Source organism: Streptomyces sp. NPDC004284 (assembly GCF_042874035.1).
Lineage (GTDB): Bacteria > Actinomycetota > Actinomycetes > Streptomycetales > Streptomycetaceae > Streptomyces.
The window spans coordinates 136,143-152,191 of the sequence record NZ_JBIAMJ010000004.1 but is presented as its reverse complement, the minus strand read 5'-3'; the positions used below and the strand labels follow the sequence as shown (position 1 = coordinate 152,191).

Annotated in this window: 19 protein-coding genes; 8 read left to right on the top strand and 11 right to left on the bottom strand. The window is 72.5% G+C overall.

Going from position 1 to position 16,049, the window contains the following annotated elements; genetic code table 11:
* Window positions 1–82: 82 nt before the first annotated feature.
* The 3 genes from ACFYUS_RS13035 to ACFYUS_RS13025 all read left to right on the top strand — a co-directional run bounded on the left by ACFYUS_RS13035 (window position 83) and on the right by ACFYUS_RS13025 (window position 2,612).
* Window positions 83–1,108, top strand: a complete 1,026-nt coding sequence (locus ACFYUS_RS13035) for a 6-phosphofructokinase (RefSeq protein ID WP_388849614.1) — start codon at window positions 83–85, stop codon at window positions 1,106–1,108.
* A 102-nt stretch (window positions 1,109–1,210) separates the two neighbouring features.
* Window positions 1,211–2,161, top strand: coding sequence for a cytochrome c oxidase assembly protein (locus ACFYUS_RS13030; protein ID WP_388849611.1), 951 nt, complete (start codon window positions 1,211–1,213; stop codon window positions 2,159–2,161).
* Between the two features lie 247 nt (window positions 2,162–2,408).
* Complete coding sequence (locus ACFYUS_RS13025; RefSeq protein WP_388850615.1) at window positions 2,409–2,612, top strand: hypothetical protein; 204 nt, start codon at window positions 2,409–2,411, stop codon at window positions 2,610–2,612.
* 4 nt (window positions 2,613–2,616) lie between these two features.
* Here the strand turns inward: ACFYUS_RS13025 and ACFYUS_RS13020 are convergent, their stop codons facing one another.
* A complete protein-coding gene (locus ACFYUS_RS13020; protein ID WP_388849608.1) occupies window positions 2,617–3,642 on the bottom strand; it encodes a DUF3048 domain-containing protein in 1,026 nt (341 codons plus the stop codon).
* A gap of 78 nt (window positions 3,643–3,720) precedes the next feature.
* Between ACFYUS_RS13020 and ACFYUS_RS13015 the strand changes: the two genes are divergently transcribed.
* Entirely contained in the window at window positions 3,721–4,410 is a 690-nt protein-coding gene (locus ACFYUS_RS13015; RefSeq protein WP_388849605.1) for a lysophospholipid acyltransferase family protein, read from the top strand.
* Here ACFYUS_RS13015 and ACFYUS_RS13010 read toward each other — a convergent pair.
* Window positions 4,379–5,056: a 2-phosphosulfolactate phosphatase gene (locus ACFYUS_RS13010; protein WP_388849602.1), complete on the bottom strand. Its 678-nt coding sequence runs from the start codon at window positions 5,054–5,056 to the stop codon at window positions 4,379–4,381. The two genes, ACFYUS_RS13015 and ACFYUS_RS13010, sit on opposite strands and share 32 nt — an antisense overlap.
* A 113-nt stretch (window positions 5,057–5,169) precedes the next feature.
* On the opposite strand from ACFYUS_RS13010, the gene ACFYUS_RS13005 reads away from it, so the two are divergent.
* Window positions 5,170–6,204, top strand: coding sequence for an NAD-dependent epimerase/dehydratase family protein (locus ACFYUS_RS13005; RefSeq protein ID WP_388849599.1), 1,035 nt, complete (start codon window positions 5,170–5,172; stop codon window positions 6,202–6,204).
* 63 nt (window positions 6,205–6,267) lie between these two features.
* Here ACFYUS_RS13005 and ACFYUS_RS13000 read toward each other — a convergent pair whose 3' ends face one another.
* The 8 genes from ACFYUS_RS13000 to ACFYUS_RS12965 all read right to left on the bottom strand — a co-directional run bounded on the left by ACFYUS_RS13000 (window position 6,268) and on the right by ACFYUS_RS12965 (window position 13,257).
* Window positions 6,268–7,845 carry an alpha/beta hydrolase gene (locus ACFYUS_RS13000; RefSeq protein WP_388849596.1) on the bottom strand — a complete coding sequence of 526 codons (1,578 nt, stop codon included), beginning with the start codon at window positions 7,843–7,845 and terminating at the stop codon, window positions 6,268–6,270.
* 142 nt (window positions 7,846–7,987) lie between these two features.
* Window positions 7,988–8,731: an urease accessory protein UreD gene (locus tag ACFYUS_RS12995; protein ID WP_388850582.1), complete on the bottom strand. Its 744-nt coding sequence runs from the start codon at window positions 8,729–8,731 to the stop codon at window positions 7,988–7,990.
* Window positions 8,728–9,405, bottom strand: coding sequence for an urease accessory protein UreG (gene ureG / locus ACFYUS_RS12990; RefSeq protein WP_388849592.1), 678 nt, complete (start codon window positions 9,403–9,405; stop codon window positions 8,728–8,730). Before ureG ends, ACFYUS_RS12995 begins: the two co-directional genes overlap by 4 nt.
* A 25-nt stretch (window positions 9,406–9,430) precedes the next feature.
* Entirely contained in the window at window positions 9,431–10,093 is a 663-nt protein-coding gene (locus ACFYUS_RS12985) for an urease accessory protein UreF (protein WP_388849589.1), read from the bottom strand.
* A complete protein-coding gene (locus tag ACFYUS_RS12980) occupies window positions 10,093–11,814 on the bottom strand; it encodes an urease subunit alpha (protein WP_388849586.1) in 1,722 nt (573 codons plus the stop codon). The genes ACFYUS_RS12985 and ACFYUS_RS12980 overlap by 1 nt, the downstream gene beginning before the upstream one ends.
* Window positions 11,807–12,145 (bottom strand): urease subunit beta, encoded by a 339-nt coding sequence (locus ACFYUS_RS12975; protein ID WP_388849583.1) that lies wholly within the window; start codon window positions 12,143–12,145, stop codon window positions 11,807–11,809. The genes ACFYUS_RS12980 and ACFYUS_RS12975 overlap by 8 nt, the downstream gene beginning before the upstream one ends.
* A 13-nt stretch (window positions 12,146–12,158) precedes the next feature.
* Window positions 12,159–12,461, bottom strand: a complete 303-nt coding sequence (locus ACFYUS_RS12970) for an urease subunit gamma (RefSeq protein WP_388849580.1) — start codon at window positions 12,459–12,461, stop codon at window positions 12,159–12,161.
* 163 nt (window positions 12,462–12,624) lie between these two features.
* Window positions 12,625–13,257, bottom strand: coding sequence for a TetR/AcrR family transcriptional regulator (locus tag ACFYUS_RS12965; protein ID WP_388849577.1), 633 nt, complete (start codon window positions 13,255–13,257; stop codon window positions 12,625–12,627).
* Between the two features lie 106 nt (window positions 13,258–13,363).
* Between ACFYUS_RS12965 and ACFYUS_RS12960 the strand changes: the two genes are divergently transcribed.
* On the top strand, window positions 13,364–14,371 hold the full coding sequence (locus ACFYUS_RS12960) for an ABC transporter permease (RefSeq protein ID WP_388849574.1): 1,008 nt from the start codon (window positions 13,364–13,366) through the stop codon (window positions 14,369–14,371).
* 75 nt (window positions 14,372–14,446) lie between these two features.
* Here ACFYUS_RS12960 and ACFYUS_RS12955 read toward each other — a convergent pair whose 3' ends face one another.
* The gene (locus ACFYUS_RS12955) at window positions 14,447–14,725 is read right to left on the bottom strand and encodes a type II toxin-antitoxin system Phd/YefM family antitoxin (protein WP_388849571.1); all 279 of its coding nucleotides are present in this window, start codon (window positions 14,723–14,725) and stop codon (window positions 14,447–14,449) included.
* Between the two features lie 66 nt (window positions 14,726–14,791).
* On the opposite strand from ACFYUS_RS12955, the gene ACFYUS_RS12950 reads away from it, so the two are divergent.
* Window positions 14,792–15,409 carry an ATP-dependent Clp protease proteolytic subunit gene (locus ACFYUS_RS12950; RefSeq protein WP_388849568.1) on the top strand — a complete coding sequence of 206 codons (618 nt, stop codon included), beginning with the start codon at window positions 14,792–14,794 and terminating at the stop codon, window positions 15,407–15,409.
* A 7-nt stretch (window positions 15,410–15,416) separates the two neighbouring features.
* Complete coding sequence (locus ACFYUS_RS12945; protein WP_041128054.1) at window positions 15,417–15,722, top strand: hypothetical protein; 306 nt, start codon at window positions 15,417–15,419, stop codon at window positions 15,720–15,722.
* Window positions 15,723–16,049 lie beyond the last annotated feature (327 nt).

Genomic DNA, 16,049 nt, shown 5'->3' with positions numbered 1-16,049 from the left:
CACCCTGCGGCGATAGGGTGGCGGGGATCCAGCCGGACGACGTGGTCCGGGAGTCGGCCCACGTTGCAAAGGTTTTTGGGCTATGCGCATTGGCGTACTCACCTCCGGCGGAGACTGCCCCGGTCTGAACGCTGTCATCCGTTCCGTCGTCCACCGCGCCGTCGTCGACCACGGCGACGAGGTCATCGGCTTCCACGACGGGTGGAAGGGCCTCCTGGAGTGCGACTACCGCAAGCTCGACCTCGACGCGGTGGGCGGCATCCTGGCCCGGGGCGGCACCATCCTCGGCTCCTCGCGGGTCCAGCCCGCGCACCTCGTGGACGGCGTCGAGCGGGCCAAGGGCCACGTCGCCGACCTCGGCCTCGACGCGATCATCCCGATCGGCGGCGAGGGCACCCTGAAGGCGGCGAACCTGCTCTCCGAGGCGGGGCTCCCGATCGTCGGCGTCCCGAAGACGATCGACAACGACATCGCCTCCACCGACGTCACCTTCGGCTTCGACACGGCCGTCACCGTCGCCACCGAGGCCCTCGACCGGCTGAAGACCACCGCCGAGTCGCACCAGCGGGTCCTGGTCGTCGAGGTCATGGGCCGCCACACCGGCTGGATAGCACTGCACTCCGGCATGGCCGCCGGCGCGCACGCCGTGGTCGTCCCCGAGCGCCCCTTCGACATGGACGAGCTGACCTCCCGGGTCGGCGCGCGCTTCGAGGCCGGCAAGCGGTTCGCGATCGTGGTCGTCGCCGAGGGCGCGAAGCCGCGCGAGGGCTCGATGGACTTCAAGACCGCCGGCACCGACATCTACGGCCACGAGCGCTTCACCGGCATCGCCAACCAGCTCTCCGCCGAGCTGGAGCGGCGCCTCGGCAAGGAGGCCCGCCCGGTCATCCTCGGCCACGTCCAGCGCGGCGGCACCCCCACCGCGTACGACCGCGTCCTCGCGACCCGCTTCGGCTGGCACGCCGTGGAGGCGGCGCACCGCGGCGAGTTCGGCATGCTGACGGCGCTGCGCGGCACGGAGATCACGATGGTTCCGCTGGCCCAGGCCGTGGAGACCCTCAAGACGGTCCCGGCCGACCGGTACGACGAGGCGGAGTGCGTGCTCTGACGACTCCCGTACGTCACAACCGCCCCCGGTCGCAGTCGCGGCCGGGGGCGGTTCTAGTCTGGTGCGGACAACAAGCGCGAATCGGGCTCCAGGAGTGTACGGATGGATCACAGCGGGCACGGCATGACGATGGATCTGCCGCCGTTCACGCTGGGGCGGGGCCTGGAGTTCTCCCCCGACCTCTTCTTCCTGATCGGATGCCTGACGGCACTCGGTCTGTACGGCTGGGGAGTGGTGCGGCTGCGGCGGCGCGGTGACGCGTGGCCGATCAGCCGGACGGTGTTCTTCACCGTCGGCGTGCTGACCATCGCCCTGGTGATGTGCACCAAGCTCAACGACTACGGCATGGTCATGTTCAGCGTGCACATGGTGCAGCACATGGTGATCTCCATGCTGTCGCCGATCCTGCTGCTGCTCGGCGCGCCGGTGACCCTCGCGCTGCGGGCGCTGCCGGTGGCGGGCCGGGGCTCGACGGGGCCGCGCGAGCTGCTCCTGAAGCTGCTGCACAGCCGGTACATGAAGGTGATCACGCACCCGGTGTTCACCATCTCCATGTTCATCGCGAGCCTGTACGCGCTGTACTTCTCCCCGCTCTTCGACTTCCTGATGGGCTCGAAGGCCGGTCACATCGGCATGATGGTGCACTTCCTGATGGTGGGCCTGGTCTTCTTCTGGCCGATCATGGGCGTGGACCCTGGCCCGCACCGGCCGGGGTACGTGATGCGGATGCTGGAGCTGTTCGCGGGCATGCCGTTCCACGCGTTCTTCGGCATCGCGATGATGATGGCGACCCAGCCGCTGGTGGAGTCGTACAAGAACCCGCCCGCCTCCCTCGGGATCGACGCCCTCGCCGACCAGAACGCGGCGGGCGGCATCGCCTGGGCGTTCAGCGAGATCCCGTCCGTGCTCGTGCTGATCGCGCTGGTCTACCAGTGGTACCACTCCGAGCAGCGGCAGGCCGTCCGCAAGGACCGGGCCGCCGACCGGGACGGCGACAAGGAGCTGGAGGCGTACAACGCGTATCTGGCGAGCCTGCAGACGCGGAGTCGCTGACCTTCGGATCCAACATCCCGGATCCAGGATGTTGGATCCAGGATGTTGGATCCGAACCCAGGATTTTGGATCCGAATCCAGGATTTTGGATCCACGGTCCCCTTCCGGGCCCGGTGCCGCTCACGGCGCCGGGCCCGGTTCGCGTTCCGGCGCACGCCGGAGCGTCCGGGGAGTAGCGCGCGCCCCTCTCGCGGGGCCACGATGGGACGGACGGCTTCCGCGGCCCCGGTCGGGAGGAGGCGGGCTGATGTCCGGTCCCACGAAGACGATGACGGTGCTGACCTGCGCGGCGCTGCTGCTGACGACGGCCTACACGGTGGCGCTCGGCAGCAGCGGCTGGCTCTGGTTCGGCCTGGTGGTGCTGGTCGTGGTGACGATCGGGATGGCGGCGGCGGACAGCACCGTACCTCCCGCTCCTCGGCCCCGCCCGCCGGACCCCGAGGCGTCCTGAGGTCCTAGCCGCGCGGGGCCAGGACGATCCAGACCTGGCCCGGCGCGAAGGGCAGGGGCGCTCCGTCCGGGGTGGTGAAGGTGGTGCCGGAGGAGGCCGAGGGGCGGGACCACCGGGCCTCGTGGGCGCGGCCGTCGCGCAGGACGAGCGCGGTGCCGCTGCCGACGGTCTCGCTGTACGGGGAGACCGAGCCGAAGCGGTCGTGGAACCGGGAGGGGCGGATCGTCACGCGCTGGACGACGACCGTCTCCGGGGTGAGCGGGCCCGTGTCGGTGGCGCGGGCCTCGCGGCCGTCCATGGCCACCCGCCAGGCCCGGTCGGCGGCGGACCAGGTGAAGGAGTAGCGGGCGGCCGGGTAGCGGACGGTCGAGGTCGTGACGGGGGTGCCGCCGGCCGGGTCGGGCCCGAAGCGGAAGCCGATGTCGTGGGGCTCGTCGGCCCCCGGGGCGGCGGCGAGGGCGCGGCCGGGGCGCAGGTAGAGGTTGTGCGGGGCGGGCCGGTCCGGTGAGCGCAGGAAGGCCTGGGGTGTGGTGCCCTCGGTGACGAGGTGGAGCGGTGCGGCCCGGAGGAGCGGGGTCAGGGCGGACTGGGCGCCGGAGTAGGCGAGGACCGGGTGGCCGAAGTCGCCGAGGAGGGCGATGTCGGACTCGCGGGCGCTGCGGACGGGGCCGGTGAGGTCGGGGAGGTGGGAGGAGTAGACGGCCATGAGCCGGGTGACTCCGCCCTCGACCTGTTCGACGTAGACGAGGTCGGCCTTGCCGAGCCCGGTGTGGGGGCGGGCCGCAGGCACGTTGTCGAGCTTGACGGCGAGGACGGGGGCGGGCTTCGCGGGAAGCCCGGTGAAGGGCGAGACGCCGGTGGGCGGGGTGGCGGGCGCGGTCGTCGGCGTGGGCGTCGGCGTGGGGCTCGGCTCCGAGGGACCCGAGCCGGAGCAGCCGTACAGCCCGGCCGCCGTCAGCGCGCACAGCAGCGCGGTGAGGACGCGACCGGGGCGCCCGGAGGGTGTCGTGGCCCTGCGCTCGCCTGTCATGTGACGCTCCCCCACCAGTGGACCACGGGCCCGCGCGGGGATACAACGGGGCGTGACGGACGACGAACGGGGGTCTCGGTGTTCTACCGGCTGATGAAGTACGTCCTGATCGGGCCGCTCCTCAAGCTGCTGTTCCGGCCGCGGATCGAAGGACTCGAACACATCCCGGAGGAGGGAGCCGCGATCGTCGCGGGCAATCACCTCTCCTTCTCCGACCACTTCCTGATGCCCGTGGTCCTGGACCGGCGGATCACCTTCCTCGCGAAGCAGGAGTACTTCACGGGCCCGGGTCTCAAGGGCCGGCTCACGGCCGCCTTCTTCCGCGCCGCCGGGCAGATCCCGGTGGACCGGTCGGGGAAGGAGGCCGGCCAGGCGGCGATCCGCGAGGGTCTCGGCGTCCTCGGCCGCGGCGAGCTCCTCGGGATCTACCCCGAGGGGACGCGTTCGCACGACGGACGGCTGTACAAGGGCAAGGTGGGGGTGGCGGTGATGGCCCTGACGGCCGGGGTGCCGGTGGTGCCCTGCGCGATGGTGGGGACCTTCGAGATCCAGCCGCCGGGAAAGGTCGTCCCGAGGATCCGCCGGGTCACCATCCGCTTCGGGGAGCCGCTGGACTTCTCCCGCTTCGCGGGGTCGGCGGGCGAGAAGGCCGTGGTCCGCGCGGTGACGGACGAGATCATGTACGAGATCCTGCGTCTGTCGGGCCAGGAGTACGTGGACGAGTACGCGGCGGTGGTCAAGGCAGCACGTGCGGACGCAGCACCATGAGCGAGTCCTCCGGGCTCGCCACCATGGCGAAGGGGAACCGGTCGACCTCCAGGCAGAGCGCGACGTCGTCGGGATGGGCTCCCTCGCGCATCCCCCGCGTCAGTTCGGCGGCGGCGCGCGATCCTGCGGCGCGGCGGAGGAAGTCGGCGGCGTCCGTCCCGGTCCCGGTGGCCCTCCGGGCGATGTACTGAGCGCACGCCAGGTCCTCGTCGGCGCGCCCGTCCTCGCCGGTGACCACGAAGGTGACGGTGTCGCTCCCGTGTGTCCGCAGGAGCCGGGCCGTCGCCTCCGCCACCACGAAGCCGGCGCACAGCACCAGCGACGCGTCCTTGACCGCGAGGGCGCCGACCGTCCCCGCCGTGGTCTTCTGCACGACGGTCCGTCCGGCGAGGTCGGCGGAGCGCAGCACGCCCGGCGAGTTGACCAGGTCGAACCCGGGTGCGGGCGGACCGTCCTTGAGGGCCACCCAGTCCGGATGGCGGGCCTTGAGCGCCAGGGCGTCGTCGAGCGACTCGGCGAGCACGATCTTCTCGGCCCCCTGGGCGAAGACCCAGGCGGCCACGGTGTAGGCGCGCATGACGTCGACGACGACCGCCACGGACGGGGTCTCGGTCAGCTCGCTGATGGCAAGGAATCGGGCGTCCATGCCGGTCATGATCACGTATGCCCGGTCCGGGCGCGGGAGAGTGCGCCGAGAGCGGATCCGCGCACGGCGCAATCCCCTGGGCCGCCGCCCGGCGCACCCCTAGCGTCCCTTGCATGACCAAGGGAAACGCGTTCGTGCTGGGTGCGACGGGACAGGTGGGGCGGGCGGCCGTGCGGGCGCTCGTGGCGGACGGCTGGGAGGTGACGGCCGCCTCGCGGGGCGGTGGCGGGGACGAGGGGTGGCCTGAGGAGGTCCGGTCGGTGGGGCTCGACCGGAACGAGGAGGGCGCGCTGGCGTCGGCGCTCGGCGAGGGGACCGACGTCCTGGTGGACATGGTGGCGTACGACGCCGGGCACGCCGCCCAGTTGACCGGGCTCGCGGACCGGATCGGCTCGGCGGTGGTGATCTCCAGCGGGGCGGTGTACGAGGACGAGCGGGGCCGCAGCTTCGACACCCAGGACCGGCCGGACGGCTTCCCGCGCTATCCGGTGCCGATCCCGGAGTCGCTGGCGACGGTGGCCCCGGGCGACGGCACGTACGGCACCCGGAAGATCGCCCTGGAGCAGGCGCTGACGGCGGCCGGGGAGCTGCTGCCGACGACGCTGCTGCGGGCGGGCGCGATCCACGGGCCGCACTGCCGGTCGCCGCGCGAGCTGTTCTTCGTGAAGCGGGCGCTCGACCGGAGGCCGGTGCGGGTGCTCGCGTACAACGGCCTGTCGCGGTTCCACCCGGCGGGCGTGGAGAATCTGGCCGAGCTGATCCGGCTCGCGGCGGCGAAGCCGGGCACGCGGGTGCTGAACGCCGCCGACGGGGAGGTGCCGACGGTCGCGGAGATCTCCGCGGCGGTGGACGCGGTCGTGGGCGTGGAGAGCGAGCTGGTGCTCGTGGACGGGCCGCCGCCGGTGGGCGTCGTGGGCGAGACGCCCTGGGGTCTGGACGCGCCGATCGTGTACGACATGACGGCGGCGGAGCGCGAGTTGGGCTACCGGCCGGTGGTGGGGTACGCGGAGTCGCTGCCGGCGACGGTGGAGTGGCTGGCGGGGCGGCTCGCGGGCCGGGGGTGGCTGGAGGCCTTCCCCAACCTCGCCAAGTACGGGCAGGACTGGTTCGACTACGCGGCCGAGGACGCCTGGCTCGCCTCGCGTTGAGGCACACGCGCGGAGGGGCGGCCGCCCTGTGGCGACCGCCCCTCTTTCTACGCCGTGCGGGTGTTACGGCTTGGGCGTGGCGTGCGGCTCGCACGTCACGTCCTGGCTGTCCACCTCACCGGTGAGCAGGTACGTCTCGACCCGCGGGTTGATGCACGGGTTCACCAGACCGGTGACGCCGTGCGAACCCGCGTTCTTCTCGGTGATGAGACGCGAGCCCTTGAAGCGCTTGTGCAGCTCGACCGCGCCGGCGTACGGCGTCGCCGCGTCACGCTCGGACTGGACGATGAGCACCGGCGGGAGGCCCTTGCCGGTCTTGACCTGGGTCGGCTTCTGCTGCGGCGCGGACCAGGTGGCGCACGGCAGGTTCATCCAGGCGTTCGCCCAGGTCATGAACGGGTACTGCTCGTGGAGGGCCGAGTTGTCCCGGTCCCACCGGTTCCAGTTCGTCGGCCACGCCGAGTCGGCGCACTCGACGGCGGTGTAGACCGCGTTGCCGTTCTCCGACGCGATGTTGCCGGCGGTGTCCGTGAGGTCCGCGGCGGCACCGTCGATCAGCGGCTGCGGGTCACCCGCGGCGTAGGCGCTCCAGGCCTCGGCGACCGGGACCCACGAGGAGTCGTAGTACGGCGCGCTCTGGAAGAAGCCGATGAGCTCGGCCGGACCGACCTTGCCGCCGAGGGGCTCCTTCTTCGCGGCGGCACGCAGGGTCACCCACTGCTGCTGGACCTTCTCCAGGGTGTCGCCGAGGTGGTAGGTGGCGTCGTTCTGGGCGACCCAGTTCATCCAGTCCTTGAGGCGACCCTCGAAGGCGATGTCCTGCTCCAGGTTGGCCTGGTACCAGATGTTGCTCTTCGCCGGGTTGACCACGCTGTCGACGATCATGCGGCGCACGTGGTTCGGGTACAGCGTGCCGTAGACGGCGCCCAGGTAGGTGCCGTAGGAGACGCCGATGAAGTTGAGCTTCTTCTCGCCGAGCGCGGCCCGGATGACGTCGAGGTCACGGGCGGTGTTGCGCGTCGTCATGTAGGGCAGCATGTCGCCGCTCTTCTCGGCGCAGCCCTTGGCGTACTCGGCGGCCAGCTTGCGCTGGGCGAGCTTGTCCGCCTCGCTGTCCGGGACCGGGTCGAGCTTCGGGCCCTTGACGAAGTCGGTCGGGTCGACGCAGGAGATGGGCGCCGAGTGGCCGACACCGCGCGGGTCGAAGCCCACGAAGTCGTACGCCTTCGCGGTGTTCACCCAGAGCGGGCTCTTGGTGGTGACCCGGCGCGGGAAGCGCAGGCCGGAACCGCCGGGGCCGCCCGGGTTGTAGAGCAGCGCGCCCTGGCGCTCGGCCGGGGTGCCGGTGGACACGGCGCGGTCCACCGCGAGCTTGATCTTCTTGCCGTGGGGCTTGGCGTAGTCGACCGGGACGGTGACCCAGCCGCACTGGATGGGCTTGGCGAAGCCCCAGTCGGCCGGGCAGTCCTGCCAGTCGATGCCGGCCTTCGCGGCCTCGGCGGCGGCGACGGTCGCGCCGCGCGCCTCGTCGTCACGGTCCTGACCGGTGACGGCACCGGCCGTCGGCGCCGCGAGCGCGGTCGCCATGAGCGTGCCCGCTATCAGAGTGCCGGCCGAGCCGAGCACTGCTGTGCGTCTCAATGGTCCTCCCCCAGAAGGAGTCTGTGTGTCCGGGGGATCCTTTCGTTTCCGGGGCTCCGGACGAAAGGTCGTACACGTGTTTCTTTACCTAACCAATAACCGGTGACAGGTGTACCGCTGAGCGGTGAACGATCGGAGACGGTCAGAACGGGGCGAACACGGACAGGGCTTCGTCGAGGAGCCGGCGCAGCGCGAGCGCGTCCGGCGCGACGGCGGTGACGAGCGCGGCGGGCCCCGCGAGCGGACTGACCACCGCGTTCTCTCCGTACAGCCGCGCCTCCACCGGCTCCTTCTCGAACGCCGGGTCGACGACGAGGAGTTGGCCGGTCGCCCGGTGGCCACCGAGGACCGCGCCGCCGTCCCAGCCCCCGGGCGCGCCGGGCCCGAAGGCCAGTTCCTGGTCGAACAGGGGGCGGCCGGCGCGGCGGACGGTGAGGCGGGTGGTGAGGGTGCCGGGCCCCTCACCGTGCCGGCCGAGGACCTGCTCCTCGCGGAGGACGAGCCGTGCCGTGGGCGCGAGGTCGACGGTGGTGCGCATCCGCAGGTGCGAGCCGGCCGCGGAGACGAGCTGCTCGGGCAGCCAGTGGAGCACCCCTTCCTCGCCGACGGAGATCCTCACGTCGTACGCGGCGGGTTCGGCGCTCCGGCCGGGCAGGGCCAGGGTGGCGGCGGCCGAGTCGACCAGGAGCCGGGCCCCGTCCCGTACCTCGGTCTCGATCGCGAGCCGGTCCCCGCCGAGCGGGGCGCTCATCGCCCCGACGACGGTGACCCGGGTGTACGGTCCGGCGGCCCGGGTGCGGCGCAGGGCGAGGGGGCCGTCGCTCACCAGGAGCGGCAGTCCCCCGTCGGCGTCGGCCGCGATCCGGGCGGTGGCGCGCAGGCTCACGCGGTCCACGCCGCGAGCTGTGCCCGGACCCAGTCGGCGACGGGTGCGACGCCGTTCTCGCCGCGCAGGGAGGTGAAGGCGACGGGCAGTTCGCCGCGCTGCTCCTTCGCGTCGCGGGCCATCCGGTCCAGGTCGGAGCCGACGTACGGGGCGAGGTCGGTCTTGTTGACGACGAGGAGGTCGGCGGTGGTGACGCCGGGCCCGCCCTTGCGGGGGATGTCGTCGCCGCCGGCCACGTCGATGACGAAGATCTGGGCGTCGACGAGGCCCTTGGAGAAGGTGGCGGTGAGGTTGTCGCCGCCGGACTCGACGAGGATCAGGTCGAGCGGCCCCACGGTGTCCTCGAGTTCCTCGACGGCTTCGAGGTTGGCGGAGATGTCGTCGCGGATGGCGGTGTGCGGGCAGGCACCGGTCTCCACGGCCTGGATGCGCTCGGGCGGCAGGACGGCGTTGCGGAGGAGGAACTCGGCGTCCTCGCGGGTGTAGATGTCGTTGGTGACGACGGCGAGGGAGAGGGTGTCGCGCAGCTCCCGGCAGAGGGCGGCGACGGTGGCGGTCTTCCCGGAGCCGACGGGTCCGCCGAGCCCGATGCGCAGGGCGCGGCGGGTGCCGTCGGGCCGGTGGGCGTCGGCGGAGACGGCGCCGTGGTGGGTGTGGGCGTGGTCGAGGTGCATGGGGGGGCTCCTGGGGTTCTGCGTGCTACGACGCGAAGAGGCGGACGGGCCAGGCCGCGTGCTGTTCGGCGGTGAGGTCGAGCAGCGGCGCGGAGGCGGCGGGCAGGGCGTCGACGCCCTGCCGGGCGGCCGCGGCGGCGCGTTCGGCGACCTGGTCCATCTCGGGCGCGAGGCGGGCGAGGACGGCGGTGGCCCGGTAGGGGTCGAGGCTGAGGAGGCGGACGGCCGCGGTCGCCGGGCCGCCGACCGTCTCGTACGCGACGCAGTGCGCCGCGTCCTCGGGACCGAGTCCGGCGGCGCGCGCGGCGGTGCCGAGGACGACGGGCTGGTGGGCGCCGCGCGGGAACGCGGCGGCGAGCGCGTCGAGTTCGGGGCTCGGCCAGGTGGCGCGGGCGGCCCGCATCAGCTGGCGGCCGAGCCTGCGGGCCGCGGCGCGCAGGGCCGCCGAGGGGGTACGGGCGTCGGCCGCCGCGTCGAGCTCGTACGGGTCGAGTCCGTGCGCGGCCCCGGCGGCGAGCGCCGCCGAGGTCAGGCCCGTGGTGTGCAGGCGGCCCCGGCAGAAGGCCTCCAGGTCGGCGGCGTCCTTGATGCGGCCGGCCTTGACGGCGGCCTCGGCGCCGCCCGAGTGGGCGTGCCCGCCGGCGGGGAAGCGCCCGTCGGCGAGCACGAGGAGAGCGGAGCGCGACATCAGAAGAGGAAGTAGCGCTGGGCCATGGGAAGTTCGGCGGCGGGGGCCGGTTCGACCGTCTCGCCGTCGATGGTCACCGAGAAGGTGTCGGCGTCGACCTCGACCCGGGGCAGGGCGTCGTTCTCGCGCATGTCGGCCTTGGTGACCCGCCGGGTGGAGCCGATGGCGGCGAACTCCTTGTGCAGGCCGAGCTTCCGGGGCAGGTCGTCCTCGATCGCCGCCTGGGCGACGAAGTTGACCGAGCCGGCCGCGGCGGCACGGCCGAGCGCGCCGAACATCGGGCGGGGCAGGACCGGCTGGGGCGTGGGGATGGAGGCGTTGGCGTCGCCCATCTGCGCGTACGCGATCTGGCCGCCCTTGACGACGACGAGCGGCTTCACGCCGAAGAAGGCGGGCTCCCAGAGGACCAGGTCGGCGAGCTTGCCGGGCTCGACCGAGCCGATGAGGTGGTCCATGCCCTGGGCGACGGCCGGGTTGATCGTGTACTTGGCGACGTAGCGGCGGGCCCGGTGGTTGTCGGCGGCCCCGTCGCCGGGCAGGGCGCCGCGCCGCTTCTTCATGACGTGGGCGGTCTGCCAGGTCCGCATGATCACCTCGCCGATCCGGCCCATGGCCTGGGAGTCGGAGGAGATGATCGAGATGGCGCCCAGGTCGTGGAGGACGTCCTCGGCGGCGATGGTGGAGGGCCGGATGCGGGACTCCGCGAAGGCGAGGTCCTCGGGGACGGCCGGGTTGAGGTGGTGGCAGACCATCAGCATGTCGAGGTGTTCCTCGATGGTGTTGACGGTGTGCGGCCGGGTCGGGTTGGTGGAGCTGGGCAGGACGTACGGCTCGGAGACGACGGTGATGATGTCGGGGGCGTGCCCGCCTCCGGCGCCTTCCGTGTGGTACGCGTGGATCGTGCGGCCCGCGATGGCGGCGAGGGTGTCGTCGACGAAGCCCGCCTCGTTCAGGGTGTCGGTGTGGATGGCGAGCTGGGCGCCGGTCTCCTCGCAGACGCTCAGGCAGGCGTCGATGACGGCGGGGGTGGCGCCCCAGTCCTCGTGGATCTTGAAGCCGAGGGCTCCGCCGCGCAGCTGGGAGTGCATCGCCTCCCGGGACGTCGTGTTGCCCTTGCCGAGCAGGCCGATGTTGACGGGGAAGGTGTCCAGGGCCTCGAACATCCGGGCCATGTGCCAGGGGCCGGGCGTGATCGTGGTCGCCTTGGTGCCCTCGGCCGGTCCGGTGCCGCCGCCGACGAGGGTGGTCACACCGGTGGCGAGGGCCTGCTCGACGACGGTCGGCGAGATGAAGTGGACGTGGGTGTCGACGGCGCCGGCGGTGACGATGCGGCCGTTGCCGACGATGATCTCGGTCTCGGGGCCGATGACGAGGTCGGGGTGGACCCCGTCCATGGTGTCGGGGTTGCCGGCCTTGCCGAGGGCGGTGATCCGGCCGTCCCGGATGCCGATGTCCGCCTTGACGACGCCCCAGTGGTCGATGACGACGGCGCCGGTGATGACGGTGTCCGGGGCGCCCTCGGCACGGGTGGTGCGGGCCTGGCCCATGGACTCGCGGACGACCTTGCCTCCGCCGAAGACGGCTTCCTCGCCGGCGCGGCCGGGGCCGCCGCAGCGGTCCTCCTCGATCTCCACGAGGAGGTCGGTGTCGGCGAGGCGGATGCGGTCGCCGGTGGTGGGGCCGAAGAGGTCGGCGTAGACGGCGCGGTGGAGGTCAGGCACGGTCGCCGTCCTTCGTCTCTGTGCTGTCGAGGGGTCCGGCGGTCTCGCCGCGCAGGCCGGGCACGATCCGGCGGCCCGCGATCGGGACGAGCTCGACCTCGACGGGGATGCCGGGCTCGAAGCGGACGGCGGTCCCGGCGGCGATGTGCAGCCGCTTGCCGCGGGCGGCGGCGCGGTCGAAGTCCAGGCCGGGGTTGACCTCGGCGAAGTGGTAGTGGGAGCCGACCTGGACGGGCCGGTCGGCGGCGTTGAGGACGGTCAGGCGGGTGACGGGGCGCCCCTCGTTGAGGGCGACGGGCCCGTCCGCGTACAGGATCTCTCCGGGGATCATCGGCGGCCGCCCGTCAGACGATGGGGTCGTGGACGGTGACGAGCTTGGTGCCGTCCGGGAAGGTGGCCTCGACCTGGACGTCGTGGATCATCTCCGGGATGCCGTCCATGACCTCCTCGCGGGTGAGCACCTTGCGTCCGGAGGCCATCAGCTCGGCGACGGTACGGCCGTCCCGGGCGCCTTCCAGGATGTGGGAGGTGATGAGCGCGACGGCCTCGGGGTGGTTGAGCCGCACACCGCGGGCCCGGCGCTTCTCGGCCACGTCGGCCGCCACATGGATGAGCAGGCGCTCCTGCTCGTGCGGGCTCAGTTGCACTCTTCCACCTCACAGTCGTCGACCGGGACGGGACCCGGACAGCTGCGGACCCTACCGACCGTCAACACTCTGTTGAACTGCGGAGATGCGGTACACGGCCAGACATTGCACGTTAGGGCGGAAGTTTTTCCGGCTCGTTAACTCCGGCTTTGCGTTCCCATGATCATCGGATCGACCGGGGTTCCCCGGGCGCGGGCATCGACATCAGGCCGCGCAGACCGTCCTCCAGGACCTCGACGGACACGTCGCCGAAGAGGGCCTGCTGGGCGATGAAGCCCTGGGCGGTGGCGATGAGGGTGCGTGCCACATGGTCGGAAGGGACGTCGGCGCGCAGGAGGCCGTTCTCGCGATAGGCGGCGACCAGCTTCGTCCAGACGGCCAGCATGCCCCGGTAGCCCTCCTCCAGGGTCTCCGCCAGCCGCTCGTTGCGGAGCGTCTCCGTCCAGACCTGGATGATCAGGCGCGCGAAGGCCTGCCGGTCGGCGCCCTCGATCCGCTCCTCCAGGAAGAGCCGGAGCACCGCGCCGAGGAGGACGTCGGGGGTGGGCGGCGGCGTGGCGCGGGAGGCCTCCTCGAAGGCGCCCCGGATCGAGGCGAAGGCCTCGGTCGCGATGGCCGCGATCAGCTCCTCCTTGCCGCGGAAGTAGCGGTAGACCGCACCCGCGGACAGCCCCACCTCGGCGAGCACGTCCTGCATGGACGTGGCGTGGAAGCCGTTGCGGGCGAAGCAGCGCGCGGCGCCGTCGAGGATCTGGCGGCGGCGGGCGTCGAGGTGTTCCTGGGAGACACGTGCCATGACCAGAACCTAAAACGAATGTTCATTCTTGACAACTTCCGAGCGGCGGCGCACGCTGAGGCCCCCAAGTAAAACGAACGATCCTTCTCTTTGAATCGAGGCCGTCATGCCCGCCGCCACCGCCCCCTCGGCCACTCCCCCGGCCGCCGCGGGGCGCAGAACCCTCGCGGTGCTCCTCCTGATACCGGTCGTCGCCGCCCTCGTCCTCACGGTCTTCGCCTGGCCCGCCGCGCGCATCGCGCCCCGCGACCTCCCGATCGGCGTGGCCGGGCCCGCCGCCGCGGCCGACGCGGTCGAGCGACGGCTCGGACGGCACGAGGGGGCCTTCGAGATCCACCGTTACGCGGACGCCGGCGCCGCCCGGGCCGCGATCGAGGACCGCGACGTCTACGGGGCCGTGGTCGTCACCCCGCGCGGTACGGAACTCCTCACCGCCTCCGCCGGGAGCCCCGTCGTGGCCGGGCTGCTGCGCGAGGCGGTGACCGCGGGGGCCCCGGCGGGGGCACCCGTCACGGTCACGGACGTCGTCGCCGCACCCTCCGGCGACCCGCGCGGCGCGGTGCTCGGCGCGAGCCTGCTGCCCCTGGCCCTCGTCGGGGCGGCCACGGGGGTCGCCACCGTCCTGCTCGGTCTGCGCGGGGCCCGGGCGGTCGCGGCCCTGGTGGGCGCGTCGGCGCTCGCGGGGCTCGTGGGCGCGGCGCTCGCGGACAGCTGGCTCGGCGCCCTGACCGGCGACTGGTGGGCCGAGGCCGGGGTCCTCGGCCTGACCGTCCTGGCGATCGGCTCGGCCTTCTCGGGGCTCGCCACGCTCTTCGGCAAGCCCGGCTTCGGGCTCGGCGCCGCCCTGACGATCCTGCTCGGCAACGCGTTCTCGGGGATGTCGAGCGCGCCGGAGCTGCTGCCCACGGGGATCGGCGCGCTCGGCCAGTGGCTGCCGCCGGGCGCCGGGGGCTCGGCCCTCCGGTCGGTCTCCGCCTTCGACGGCGCGGCGGCGGGCGGCCCGCTCCTCGTCCTCTCCCTCTGGGCGGCGGCGGGCCTGACCGCGACCGTGCTGGGGGCGCGGCGGCGCCCCGCGGAAGCGATCCCCGCGCCGGCTCCGGTGCCGGTGGGCTGAGGCCCGTACCCGAGACGGCCGCGCACCCCCGCTGTAGCGGACGGAGGTGCGCGGCTTTTCGCTCGCGTGCGCCCGTCAGGAGGCGCCGGGCTCCTGGTGGTGGGCGGCGATGCCGAAGCGGCGCTGTTCGCCGGGAGCGGAGTCGACCGGGTGGAGCCCGGAGAGGGAGCTGACCACCTGCTCGTCGGCGGGCTTCTCCGCCTCCTCCAGTCGTTCCAGGTCAGCGGCGGAGACCAGGGCGACGAGCGGCTTCCCGTGGCGGGTGACGACGACGCGCTCACCGCCGTACACGACGCGGTTGATGAGGTCGGCGAGCTCAGCCCGCGCTTGCGTCACCGGGATCTCGTAGGTCATGCTCCTCATCTTACGGCCTGTACGTCCTGTACATTTTTTACAGACAGCTGCTGGAGGTGCTCAGCCATGGACGCCCGATACGTTCTGCCCGAGTTCACGGAGCGGACCAGCTTCGGAACCCGGACCCTCGACCCGTACGCGAAGCTCCTCGAATCCCGGATCGTCTTCCTCGGCACACCCGTCGACGAGACCTCGGCCAACGACGTCATCGCCCAGTTCCTGCACCTCGACCACGCCGCCCCCGGCCAGGACATCGCGCTCTACATCAACTCCCCCGGCGGCTCGATCAGCGCCATGACCGCGATCCACGACACGATGCGGACGCTCTCCTGCGACGTGGAGACCACCTGCCTCGGCCAGGCCGGGTCCACCGCCGCCGTCCTGCTCGCCGCCGGCACCCCCGGCAAGCGGCTCGTCCTGCCCGGCGCCCGGATCACCCTCCGTCAGCCCGCCATGGACGAACCCCTCCGGGGACAGCCGAGCGACCTCGACATCCACGCGCGCGAACTGCTCCGGCTGCGCGCCCTGGTCGCCGGGATGCTCACCGAGTACACCGGACAGGGGCGGGAGCGGATCGACGCCGACATCGACCGCCTCACCGTCCTGGACGCACCGGCGGCCGTCGCGTACGGGCTCGTGGACCACGTGATCACGAGCCGGCGCGACGCCGGCGCGGCGCGGTGAGCCGGCCGTGGTGCCCGAGCTGCCTCCGCTGCCCGCGCTGACACGGGCCGAGGGCGAGCTGATCGACGCGTACCTCGAAGTCGTCGACCTGCTGGGGAAGATCAACCCATCCAGGGGTACGCATACCTATGGGGCGCTGCGCGCGGCACAGGCCCTGGTGGGACGCGCGGAGGCGCTGCGCGAGGCCCTGACGCTCATGCATATGCGGGGCGAGAGCGAGGTGCACGCGGACACCCTGGCGCGCGCCCTGCGGGTGTTGGACGGCGAGCGCCGCGCCGACCGCGTCACCGTCCCCCGCGCACGCGCGAGTTGACATTCCGGCATGTCGTGTCGAGGTCCGGTCGGCCGACACGGATCGCAGAATCGCTCCCTCGTTCGGCGTAGTCGACGAGTCGACATATGTGCCGGGTGAGTTGCGCAACAGGTGTACGCATCTGGCGGAATGGGACGTTCCACCCCTGGTGCGGGGCTCGTCGACCCCGCCTCAAGTGATCACGAAAGCACCCTGTCCACCCGATTGGATCAGTCGTGAGGAGCCTCACATATCGCCGTTTCAACTCGGATTTCGCCCTGGGTGTGAGTCAAGATCCCTGTCGACGACAAGCCCCCGCCATCCGAGGCGGGGCGGTCCGGGCGGACG

Excerpts from the sequence above, each read along its gene's own strand:
- ACFYUS_RS13035 (WP_388849614.1), top strand. The coding sequence starts at position 83 with ATGCGCATTGGCGTACTCACCTCCGGCGGAGACTGCCCCGGTCTGAAC.
- ACFYUS_RS13030 (WP_388849611.1), top strand. The coding sequence starts at position 1,211 with ATGGATCACAGCGGGCACGGCATGACGATGGATCTGCCGCCGTTCACG.
- ACFYUS_RS13025 (WP_388850615.1), top strand. The coding sequence starts at position 2,409 with ATGTCCGGTCCCACGAAGACGATGACGGTGCTGACCTGCGCGGCGCTG.
- ACFYUS_RS13020 (WP_388849608.1), bottom strand. The coding sequence starts at position 3,642 with ATGACAGGCGAGCGCAGGGCCACGACACCCTCCGGGCGCCCCGGTCGC.
- ACFYUS_RS13010 (WP_388849602.1), bottom strand. The coding sequence starts at position 5,056 with ATGGACGCCCGATTCCTTGCCATCAGCGAGCTGACCGAGACCCCGTCC.
- ACFYUS_RS13005 (WP_388849599.1), top strand. The coding sequence starts at position 5,170 with ATGACCAAGGGAAACGCGTTCGTGCTGGGTGCGACGGGACAGGTGGGG.
- ureG (WP_388849592.1), bottom strand. The coding sequence starts at position 9,405 with ATGCACCTCGACCACGCCCACACCCACCACGGCGCCGTCTCCGCCGAC.
- ACFYUS_RS12985 (WP_388849589.1), bottom strand. The coding sequence starts at position 10,093 with ATGTCGCGCTCCGCTCTCCTCGTGCTCGCCGACGGGCGCTTCCCCGCC.
- ACFYUS_RS12975 (WP_388849583.1), bottom strand. The coding sequence starts at position 12,145 with ATGATCCCCGGAGAGATCCTGTACGCGGACGGGCCCGTCGCCCTCAAC.
- ACFYUS_RS12965 (WP_388849577.1), bottom strand. The coding sequence starts at position 13,257 with ATGGCACGTGTCTCCCAGGAACACCTCGACGCCCGCCGCCGCCAGATC.
- ACFYUS_RS12960 (WP_388849574.1), top strand. The coding sequence starts at position 13,364 with ATGCCCGCCGCCACCGCCCCCTCGGCCACTCCCCCGGCCGCCGCGGGG.
- ACFYUS_RS12955 (WP_388849571.1), bottom strand. The coding sequence starts at position 14,725 with ATGACCTACGAGATCCCGGTGACGCAAGCGCGGGCTGAGCTCGCCGAC.
- ACFYUS_RS12950 (WP_388849568.1), top strand. The coding sequence starts at position 14,792 with ATGGACGCCCGATACGTTCTGCCCGAGTTCACGGAGCGGACCAGCTTC.